At 70.2% G+C, this 9,897-nt stretch carries 10 protein-coding genes and 1 pseudogene; 5 read left to right on the top strand and 6 right to left on the bottom strand.

What is annotated here, in order from left to right; genetic code table 11:
• Positions 1 to 128: pseudogene (locus ACZ4XD_RS26190) on the top strand (IS5/IS1182 family transposase); the annotation flags it as partial.
• A gap of 407 nt (positions 129 to 535) precedes the next feature.
• On the opposite strand, the gene ACZ4XD_RS26185 reads toward ACZ4XD_RS26190, so the two are convergent.
• Positions 536 to 1,720 carry a zinc-dependent alcohol dehydrogenase gene (locus ACZ4XD_RS26185; RefSeq protein ID WP_468045952.1) on the bottom strand — a complete coding sequence of 395 codons (1,185 nt, stop codon included), beginning with the start codon at positions 1,718 to 1,720 and terminating at the stop codon, positions 536 to 538.
• Positions 1,721 to 2,049: 329 nt separating this feature from the next.
• Complete coding sequence (locus ACZ4XD_RS26180; RefSeq protein WP_468045950.1) at positions 2,050 to 3,417, bottom strand: MFS transporter; 1,368 nt, start codon at positions 3,415 to 3,417, stop codon at positions 2,050 to 2,052.
• Positions 3,418 to 3,553: 136 nt separating this feature from the next.
• On the opposite strand from ACZ4XD_RS26180, the gene ACZ4XD_RS26175 reads away from it, so the two are divergent.
• From ACZ4XD_RS26175 to ACZ4XD_RS26165, 3 genes are all read left to right on the top strand, one after another.
• Positions 3,554 to 3,913: an ArsR/SmtB family transcription factor gene (locus ACZ4XD_RS26175; RefSeq protein ID WP_468045948.1), complete on the top strand. Its 360-nt coding sequence runs from the start codon at positions 3,554 to 3,556 to the stop codon at positions 3,911 to 3,913.
• 123 nt (positions 3,914 to 4,036) lie between these two features.
• On the top strand, positions 4,037 to 4,705 hold the full coding sequence (locus tag ACZ4XD_RS26170) for a hypothetical protein (RefSeq protein ID WP_468045946.1): 669 nt from the start codon (positions 4,037 to 4,039) through the stop codon (positions 4,703 to 4,705).
• Between the two features lie 53 nt (positions 4,706 to 4,758).
• Complete coding sequence (locus ACZ4XD_RS26165; protein WP_468045945.1) at positions 4,759 to 5,451, top strand: DUF1775 domain-containing protein; 693 nt, start codon at positions 4,759 to 4,761, stop codon at positions 5,449 to 5,451.
• A gap of 31 nt (positions 5,452 to 5,482) precedes the next feature.
• Here the strand turns inward: ACZ4XD_RS26165 and ACZ4XD_RS26160 are convergent, their stop codons facing one another.
• The 3 genes from ACZ4XD_RS26160 to ACZ4XD_RS26150 form a co-directional block, all read right to left on the bottom strand.
• Positions 5,483 to 6,742 carry an MDR family MFS transporter gene (locus tag ACZ4XD_RS26160; RefSeq protein WP_468045944.1) on the bottom strand — a complete coding sequence of 420 codons (1,260 nt, stop codon included), beginning with the start codon at positions 6,740 to 6,742 and terminating at the stop codon, positions 5,483 to 5,485.
• Complete coding sequence (locus tag ACZ4XD_RS26155; protein WP_468045943.1) at positions 6,739 to 7,878, bottom strand: PLP-dependent cysteine synthase family protein; 1,140 nt, start codon at positions 7,876 to 7,878, stop codon at positions 6,739 to 6,741. Before ACZ4XD_RS26155 ends, ACZ4XD_RS26160 begins: the two co-directional genes overlap by 4 nt.
• 269 nt (positions 7,879 to 8,147) lie before the next feature.
• The gene (locus ACZ4XD_RS26150; RefSeq protein ID WP_468045942.1) at positions 8,148 to 8,270 is read right to left on the bottom strand and encodes a hypothetical protein; all 123 of its coding nucleotides are present in this window, start codon (positions 8,268 to 8,270) and stop codon (positions 8,148 to 8,150) included.
• Positions 8,271 to 8,622: 352 nt separating this feature from the next.
• Between ACZ4XD_RS26150 and ACZ4XD_RS26145 the strand changes: the two genes are divergently transcribed.
• On the top strand, positions 8,623 to 9,168 hold the full coding sequence (locus ACZ4XD_RS26145; protein WP_468045941.1) for an MTB12 C-terminal domain-containing protein: 546 nt from the start codon (positions 8,623 to 8,625) through the stop codon (positions 9,166 to 9,168).
• Positions 9,169 to 9,205: 37 nt separating this feature from the next.
• Here ACZ4XD_RS26145 and ACZ4XD_RS26140 read toward each other — a convergent pair whose 3' ends face one another.
• Complete coding sequence (locus ACZ4XD_RS26140) at positions 9,206 to 9,748, bottom strand: GNAT family N-acetyltransferase (protein ID WP_468045940.1); 543 nt, start codon at positions 9,746 to 9,748, stop codon at positions 9,206 to 9,208.
• Between the last annotated feature and the right edge of the window lie 149 nt (positions 9,749 to 9,897).

Below are 9,897 nucleotides of genomic sequence, written 5' to 3'. Positions count from 1 at the left end.
ACCGCAACGTGGTCGAACGCTGCTTCAACCGCTTGAAGCAATGGCGCGGCATCGCCACCCGCTACGACAAGACCGCCGAGTCCTACCAAGCCGCCCTCACCCTCGCATCGCTTCTGATGTGGGCGTGACATTTGAAGACAACTCCTAGAGCGGCTGACCGCAACGCCCCGCCCCCGGAATTCCGCGGTCCGCCGCCGTACGCGGCCCACCGCCTCCCATACTCCGCGCAGAAGGGGGCTTGGGCTGCGAGCGTGGCGAAGCTGCGCTACCCGCCTTGTTCACCCGGTTTCCTGCTCTGCGCCTCGCCGTACCTGCTCAGGAGCTTGGTGCCATACCAACCTGGTGAGGGGGCTGGAGGCGCTCCCCGTCCACCTCTGAAAGGCAGCGAGAGTCCCTGAATGGCTGAGGGCGCCGTCAGGCGGCCGAAGTGCGGCTCAGGAGCGGAGAGTTATGCAACTTCGCCGTGGCCACGGGGTCAGTGGTCTGGTGCACCGTTCGGATACCCAAGCCTCGGCCTGTGGACGGTCTCGGCATCTCACGGGATGAGGAGCGTCTTGATCATCCCGTCATCCTTGGCCTGGAAGGTCTTATATGCCGCCGGGCCATCTTCCAGGGGGAGGATGTGGGTGGCGAAGTGGTCGACTCCCAGTACATCGTCATCGTTGAGTAGGGGCAGGATGTCGTCGACCCAACGTTTGACGTTGGCCTGGCCCATCCTCAGCTGGATCTGCTTGTCGAACAGGGTCAGCATGGGGACGGGGTCGATGGCGCCGCCGTAGACGCCGATGAGGGAGATGGTGCCGTTTCGACGGACGGCGTCCAAGGCCGTGTTGAACGCGGTCATGCTGTCCACGCCGGCACGCGCCATGAGCTTTTTGCCCCAGGCGTCGGGCAGCAGACCCGCCACGTTCTGGGCGGCTCGCGTGAGGGGGGCGCCATGGGCCTCCATGCCGACCGCCTCGATGACGGAGTCCGTGCCGCGTCCGTCGGTGAGCCGGCGGACCTCCTCGGCGAGGTCTTTGCCGTGTTCGTTCAGGTCGAGGGTGTGGACACCGCGCTCGCGGGCCCGTGCGAGGCGCTCGGGGACCAGGTCGACGCCGATGACCTTGCTTGCGCCCTGGTGGAGGGCGATGCGGGCGGCCATGTCGCCGATCGGTCCGAGGCCGAGGACGGTGACGCTGCCGCCCGGCGGGATGTCGGCGTAGGCGACGGCTTGCCAAGCCGTAGGCAGGACGTCGGAGAGGTAGACGAACCGCTGGTCCGGTGGCCCTTTGGGGACCTTGATAGGCAGGGTGTTACCGAATGGCACCCTGAGGAACTCCGCCTGTCCTCCGGGGACTTGGCCGTAGAGCTTGGTGAACCCGAAGAGGGAGGCTCCCATTCCCCTGTCTCTGACTTGCGTGGTTTCGCACTGCGAGTGAAGGCCACGCCGGCACATCCAGCAGGTGCCGCAGGAGACGTTGAACGGAACGACCACGCGGTCGCGCACCGATACCTCGGTGACCTCGGTGCCGGTCTCCTCGACGATGCCCATGGGCTCATGGCCGAGGATGTCGCCCGGATCGAGGTAGGGGCCGAAAACCTCATAGAGGTGCAGATCCGAGCCGCAGATGCCGGTGGAGGTCACGCGAACGATGATGTCGGTCGGTTCCTGGACTTGTGGGTCTGGGACAGTCTCCACACGCACGTCACGCTTTCCGTGCCAGGTCAGAGCTCTCATCACCACTCCTCGCCAGATTTCCGCAGCAAAGGGCCCCTGCTTCAACCATGCGACCGCCTCCAGGAAGGCGCCCGAAGAGCAACAGTGATCATGTGGCGACCCTCCGCGCCCCTGACGTTGCACGGCGTGGCTGGGATGCGCATGCCCCGAGAGGTCAAACCTGCCCCTCGTGGCGTTCTCGTCCCTGACCCCCTCTACTCCGACCATGCCTACCGCCCACTGCGCGGCGCCGGTGGGCCACGATGATGCCGTCGATCAGTTGCTGCCGGGGGAATTGGCGGCGGCAGAGCTCTCTGCCCTTCGGCGGGCGGCGCGGTGAACCTGCCCTGTCACCGTGCGTCTGCGCTTTCACCCGCTGCAGGCCATATGGCGTGGAGATCGTCGATGACGAAGTCATGGCTGTGTCGCCAGCCTTGCGCATGCGGGGCGGCGTCGGCGACGTGGGGATGCTCGGGCGCGAGGCCGGTGTGCAAGTGCGGGAGGCGGGCCGGGTCATGGGCGGGCCACATACGCACCGCCAGCAGCGCTGACGCAAAGGCGATCACTCCCAGAGCGATGACGGCCGACTGGAGTCCGACCGTGGCACCGAGCCAGCCGGCGAGTGGATAGGTCAGCAGCCAGCAGCTGTGGGAGAGGGAGAACTGCGCGGCGAATGCGGACGTGCGCTCGTGAGCCGGAGCGGAGCGGCGGATCAGGCGGCCGGTGGGGGTGAGCACCATGGAGCAGGCTGCACCGAAGGCGGCCCACACGGCCATCAGGGCGGGCCATCGCCAGTCACCGCTCTGAGCCGCGGTGACGCCGCCGAGCCCGGCGAAGACGCCGCCGAGCAGCAGGCCGCCCCGCAGCATCACGGTGCGGTCGGAGACCCGGTCGAGCACCCGCGGCAGCAGCAGCGCGACGATCATCGACCCGGCGCCGTACGCACCGAGCGCCAGCGGCACCTGCCCCGTGGAGCGCCCGAGGTGATCGCGGACGTACACCACGGTGTTGACGGTCACGATCGCGCTGGCCGCGGCGACCGCGAGGTTGAGGGCGAGCAGGGCCCGCAGCCTGGGTGTCGCGAAGAAGAGCCGGGTGCCCGCGGTGGCCTTGGCGTAGACGCTGCCGGTGCGGGGAGCGGCCGGAGCCGGCTTCGGGAGAACGGTGGAGACCACCAGGGCGGCGGAGGCCAGGAACCCGAGCACGGTGCCGGCGAACAGCCAGTTGTAGGTGATCAGTGAGAGCAGTGCGGCGGCGAGGGCCGGGCTGAACAGGCTCTCCAGGTCGTAGGCGAGCCGGGACAGGGAAAGGGCCTGGGTGTAGTCGCGCTCCTCCGGCAGGATGTCGGGGATGACGGCCTGGAAGGTCGGCGTGAAGGCGGCGGAGGCGGACTGGAGCAGGAAGACCAGGACGTAGACCTGCCAGACCTGGTCGACGAACGGCAGGAAGAGGGCGACCGCGGCCCGGGTCAGGTCGGCGCCCACCAGCAGGGCACGGCGCGGCAGGCGGTCGGCGATCGCACCGATGGCCGGGGCGATCAGCACATACGCCACCATCTTGATCGCCAGCGCGGTGCCGAGCACCGACCCGGCATCGGCCCCCGCGATGTCGTAGGCGAGCAGGCCCAGCGCAACCGTGGCCAGGCCCGTGCCGACCAGCGCGATGACCTGGGCGGTGAAGAGGTGGCGGTAGCTGCGGTTGCGCAATACGGACAGCATGCGGGCGGTCCCTTCCGAGGCGGTCGCGCGGCAGGCTCGTCACTATAGACAACATGTGCGCAACTGCGCACATGTGCACTTCAGAACCCCGCAATGGCTGAGTCGGCGACCCGCCCGCGGCCTCTAGGCTGTTCCCATGCCTCCTCGCCACGTCATGTCATCTGCGGATGGTGCGCATCTGCGCGCCCCCGACAGCGCGCGTCTCGCGGAGGCGACCGCGGTGTTCGCGCTGATGTCCGACACGACGCGGCTGCATCTGCTGTGGCTGCTGGCGCAGGAGGAGGCGGACGTCGGTTCCCTGGCCGAGCTGTGCGAGGCATCGCGGACCGCGGTCAGCCAGCATCTGGCGAAGCTGCGGCTGTCGGGACTCGTCGAAACGCGTCGCGAGGGCCGGCACGTCATCTACCGGCTGGCCGACGGGCATCTGCGTCGCCTGGTGCTGGAAGCGCTGAGCCATGCCGACCACCGTGTGAGCGGTCGGGCCGCGCACGACTGAGCCAGACCAGGCGGGCCGAGCAAGCCGTCCGGCTCCTGAGCGGACGAGGGGGCGCACGTCACCTCGGCTGCGGCCGGCGCCCGTCAGCGGACCCTGCCTTCCGGCGTGCGGCACGGATGCCGCATGATGTCCCAGACCATGCGCCCGTCTCCACCAGCCTCACCTGCACCGCTGCCCGTTCTCCGGGCGGCGGTGTTCGCCGCCGTCAGCTCGGCACTCGGGATCTGGGCGCATCATCTGGTCGCGAACGGCCCGGTGCCGTGGCGTAACGGCACCGCGGCCGCCGCGCTCCTCTTCGCGCTCGGGCTGGCCGGAGCACGGCGGCCGCGGTCCCTCGGCCTGATCGTCACCGTGGAGACGCTGAGCCAGGGTGTGCTGCACCTGTCACTCAGTGCGGGCATGCCCGCGATGGCACCGTTGCATGGCACCCCGCACTCGCACGCCGCCATGGCCGGTGCGCATGGCACCTGGCACCAACGGCTAAACCACCACTCGCTGACGATGGCTCTCGTGCACACCGCCCTTGCCGTGCTCGTGGGCGTGGTGCTGCACCGGGCGGACGCTGTGAGCTGGTCGCTGAGCCGCGGGGCCGTCATGGCCGTACGGCCCGTGCGCACACGGATCGCCACGGTGCGCGCCCTGCTTATCGCCCCGTGCCTGCCGACGGTCCCGCGACCGTTGCCAGAGGTGGGGGCACACGAGTGGCGCCCGCCGTGCACGGCGGTGCTCACTCACACGCTGGTACGGCGAGGTCCCCCGTCTCCGGGCCCGGTACCACTCATCGCCCCCTAACCCCGGTGTGGCCCGTCGCCACCCGGTTCCGTCACACACCTTCCGGAGACACCATGTCCCGCACCGCGCTGCCCCGTGCGCTGCGCCGCACCTGCCTCGCCGCCTCCGTGGCGGCCTCCTCCGTGCTTCTCGCCGCCGGTCCGGCGTTCGCCCATGTCGAGGTCGAGTCGGAGGGCGCGCAGGCACTGTCCAAGAACGCGCGGCTCGACTTCGAGGCCGAGTCGGAGTCGGACAAGGCCGGCATCACGAAACTGCGGGTGGTGCTGCCCGAGGGCATCTCCCCCGATGACGTGAAGCTGGCCGAAGCCCCCAAGGGCTGGAAGCTGACGGCCGGCTCCGACGGGTACACCGTCGAAGGCCCGGCCGTTCCCGTCGGTGAGAACGCCAAGTACGCGGTCACCGTGGCACAGCTGCCCGACACCAAGGAACTGGCGTTCAAGACGTTGCAGACCTACAGCGACAAGCGCGTCGACCGCTGGATCGAGCTCGGGGAGGGCAGCGAGAGCCCTGCCCCGGTACTGAAGCTCAAGGCGGCAGCCCCCGGGGCGAAGCCGGAGAAGCCCAGCTCCTCGCCCAAGCCGTCAGCGGATGCTCCGTCCTCCGGTTCACCGACAGCAACCGCCGGTAAGTCCGCCACGAAGGACGACGACGGTGGCCTGTCCACCGGTGCCTGGATCGGCATCGGCGCCGCCGCCGTCGTCCTGGCCGGTGGGGCCGTCTACCTCACCCGCCGGCGGGCCTCTTAACCACCGGCCCGTAGCACCGTCATAAGGGCCCTCACCCCACGGTCGCCACTACGGCGGGCCGCGGGGTGAGGTACCCGCCCCGGTGGAGGCCCGCCATGGCCGCGGCGCACAGCAGGCCCGTGGCAGCCAGCGTGATCCACGGCAGCCATGCCACACCGGCATCGAACAGCGCGCCCACGGCCAGGTTCGCCAGGGAGATCGCCACCCCGGAGACGGTGTTGTAGGCGCCGTAGTACGTGGCGACCTGCCGCTCCCCCGCGAGGCGCACGACGGTGTCCATCTCGAAGGGGTAGAGCAACGCGCCGCCCCAGGCCAGCAGTGCCGCACAGGCCGCGAGCGCCCCCACCCCCGCGGCCTTGCCGGCCCCTCCGCCGTAGGGTCCGGGCAACAGCGGCAGGAAGGCAGCGCCCATCAGCGCCAGCCCCCAGACGATGGCACGCGGTCCGGAGAGGTTCCGCTTCGCCCACCGGGTGAGCCTGAGCTGACCGGTGACTCCGGCGAGCGCCGACACTGCGAACACCACACCGGTCACCAGTCCCGCCCGGTCCCCGAACAGCTCCCTCGCCCGCATGGGCAGCGCGAGGTACACCTGGAAGGCCAGCACGTAAGAGCCGGTCATGGCGGTGGCGAACAGCAGGAACGGCCGGTTGGCGGCGATGGCGCGCCAGTCCTTCGCCACCGCCCGCCACGCCGGTTCCGCACCGCGTGCGGCGGGCGGCCGGGACGGCAGGGCCCGGGCCTGCAACAGCGCCAGCACCCCGAAGATCGCCGCGGACACCGCACAGACCAGGCGGAAGTCCCAGGCCAGCAGTGCCAGTCCGGCCAGCGGTCCGACGAAGATGCCCGCCTGGTAGAAGACGTTGAACACGGCGAAGGCCGCCACCCGCTGCTCCTCCCCCGCCTCGGCGGCGAGGTAGGCGCGGACCGCCGGGTTGAACAGCGCACCGGCAAGCCCCGTCAGCGCCGACGCCGCCACCAGGGCGGGGAGCGAACTCCCCAGCCCGAGCAGCACGAAGGCGACGGTGCGTAGGGCGCATCCGGCCAGGATCATGGGTTTGCAGCCGAAGCGGTCGGCGAGGGTGCCGCCGACGAGGAACATGCCCTGCTGGGAGAGGTTGCGCACGCCCAGGACAAGCCCGACCGCCCAGGCCGCGAGCCCCAGCCCGTGGGAGAGATGATCGGCGAGGTAGGGCATGAGCATGTAGAAGCCGAGGTTGATGGCGAACTGGTTGGCCATCAAGAGGCGTGCACCGGGCGTGAAGGCGGCCACCTGGGCCGTCAGACGCTTCATCGCGCGCCCTCCTGGGCCAGGCCACCGGTCACGTCGTGGTCGCGTCCGAGCGGGTCACGGACCTGGGTGCACCGCGTCCAGCGGTCGACCACGCACTCGTTCTGCTCGGCGATCTCGTCGGGTTCGTCGGGCGGAGTGCCGTCGAGCAGGCCGTGTCCGCGGCACCAGGCGTCGTTGTAGACGGTCTCCAGGTAGCGGTACGGCCCGTCGGGGAAGATCGCCGCGATCCGGGTGCCGGCGGGCCGGGTGCGTGCGGCCCAGCCGGCGACGAGGGCGACGGCGCCGACGCTCCAGCCGCCCGAGGCGTGGTGGCGCCGGGCCAGCTGCCGGCAGGCCCGGACCGCTTCGGCCGGCGCCACCCAGTGGACCTCGTTGAAGGCGGCGTAGTCGACGTTGGACGGGTGGATGCTGGAGCCGAGCCCGCGCATCAGCCGGGGGGCGGCGGGCTGTCCGAAGATCGTCGAGCCGATCGCGTCGACGCCGATGAGGGTCAGCTCGGGAAAGGTCTCCCGGAGCACCGCGGCAGTCCCCGCCGAGTGTCCGCCGGTGCCCACCGCGGCGACCAAGATGTCGATATGGCCCAGCTGGGCGATAAGTTCGGCGGCCAGCGGGCGGTAGGCGGCAACGTTGTCGGGGTTGTGGTACTGGTCCGGGCAGTACGCGCCCGGGGCCTGCGCCAGCAGCTCGGTGACCCGGTCCCGGCGGGCCGTCTGCCAGCCGCCCTCCGGGTGCGGTGCGGCCACCTGGTCGATGGTGGCGCCCAGGCTGGTGAGCAGCGTCAGCATGGCCTCCTCCATGCCGGGGTCGGAGACGATGGTGACGGGGTGGCCGTAGGTCAGGCCGGCCAGTGCGAGGCCCAGTCCGAGGGTGCCGCTGGAGGATTCCACGATCGGGGCGCCGAGGGCGAGGTCGCCGCGGCGCCGGGCCTCGCGGACCATGTGCAGCGCCGGGCGGTCCTTGATGCCTCCGGGGTTGGCGCCTTCGAGCTTGGCGAAGAAGCCCCGTCCCGGCGGGGCGAAGGGTTCCTCGACTCGCAGTACGGGGGTGTTGCCGACGAGTTGGGCGGGGTGGCGGGCGACGCGCACGGCATGGCCGGGCGCCTTGCCCCGGGCAGGTTCAAGCATCGAGATGTTCATGAGGACATGACTCCTTGGCGCCCCTCTTCTGGAGCGCGGTCGGGCGGTACACGGACGCGCGGACACACACCCGCCTCCGGTTGGAAGCGGGTGTGCGGGCGCGCCCTATTGCCGCCAGACGCAGTACAGAGCCAGGGCCGACCGGCCGTCACATAAGCAGGGAGAGCCTCTCGGCCGGCCTGTAGGAGGGGCGGGGACGGCGGTAACGACGACCGGATCCGCGGGTAGCGCCACCGCGGTGTCGGGACTGACGACGGGCTGTCCCGCGCTCACACGCAGACGGTCCACGGCGTGCGCCACACCGTCGTCATGACCGTGCCCGTGGCCATGACCGTGGCCACCGTCCTGGGCGTGCTGATCGGGATCCACGTCCCGGAAATGGAGGTGGTCATGGTCGCTGGAAACGGCGACTGTGACCGCCTGCTCGCCGCAGACTGCGGCCGAGTGGGCGGTGTGCGGCCCGACGAAGCCCGGGCCGTGCAGAGCGCCCACCAGGTGGACGCAGACGAGCAGCAGCAGACCGAGCAACAGAGCCGCCCGCACCGGGCGTCCCCGCACTCCACTGCCGCACACCGCACTCGCCACACACCAAAAGTAATCACCCGGATACGTAACGTCACCCCAGGAGGGCCCACGCGACCCGCATGAGTGAAGGGTGAGACTCGCCGCACCGGGTAGCACCAGTGGAGCGACGCCCGGAGGTGAAGCATGATCCGCCCACCGCGCCGAACCGTATGCGTCGGAGTGGCCGCGACTGCCGCCCTTCTGGCCGCTTCCTGTACCGGTGGCGGCGCCGAGAAGGGTGAGACGCCGGCCACCCCATCCCCCTCTGTACATTCACGGACGCATCCGGGCGGCTCGCCCACGCAGCCGGCCCCCACCTCGTCCACCTCCACCTCCACCTCACCCGACCCGACCTCGACCGGGCCGGCTCATCCGGCTCAGGCCGAGGGAAAGGTCCGGGAGGCGTGGCAGCGGTTCTTCAGCCCGAAGACCTCCGTCAAGGACAAGGTCTCGGCGGCCGAGAACGGTGAGCGGTACGCGCTGATGATCGAAGCCTGGTCGAAGGACCCGAAGGCCCGCGCACTGCACCTGCGCATCGACAAGGTGATCTTCACCTCCGAGCTCGATGCACGCGTCCGGTACACGCTGTTCTCCCGGGGACGGAAGCTCGCCCCCGCCACCCAGGGGGCATCCGTGCTCCAGAGCGGCAGATGGAAGCTCACCTTCAAGACCGTCTGTTCCCTCACCCGCTACGGCAAGGACGTCCCCCAGGCGGCGGTCTGCTGACTCCCGTCCCTGGCAGCGCAGATGCCGGGCGCCCGCGTCACAGCGGCTGGAGCACCATGAGGATCTCGTCGCGGTCATCCCCGGGAGCCAGCCTGAGGGCGCCCGGCCAGCGGCCGATCTCCTTCCAGCCGAGCCGGCCGTAGAAGTCCTCCAGCCCTGCGCCGCCACGCGCGGCCAGATGCAACTGCTCCAGGCCCATTTCCTGCCGGGCGACCTCACGGGCCTTGACCATGAGCGCGGCACCGATGCCACGGCCGCGCGCACTGGGGTGAGTCTGCACATGGTGCACCGTTCCCCAGTGGGCGATGAGGCTGAAGGTGTCGCGGCGTATGTTCAGCCAGCCCACCAGCTCCTCACCGTCCAGGGCCGCCACCAGTCGGCAGCCGTCGGGAGAGAGCCGGTCGACTAGGGCATCGACAGCGGGCCCGGCCTGCTGATCGTCGATCGGCGGGAAGGGGAATCCGGCTGCCCCGCCCGTGTTGGTGACGTCGATCCAGCAGTCGACAAGAGCCTGCCGGAGCTGCGGGGTGACGTCGTGGGGCGAGGTGGCCTGGAACATTTGGAGGGATGAGACGGTCATGCCGGGAGTGTTTCAGCAGCCACTGACAACCCGGCCGCCCAGCGCCACAGTTCGGCGATGGCCGGCACCCTTCGGGCATGGCCCCCTTCGCGTGAAGACGAGGAGGACAGGCGGCTTCTGGGTCGCAGAGGACTTCGAGATCCATGAAG

The organism is Streptomyces sp. NPDC029466 (assembly GCF_055574515.1).
The sequence above is the reverse complement of the archived record's forward strand: the minus strand, read 5'-3'. Positions and strand labels throughout refer to the sequence as shown.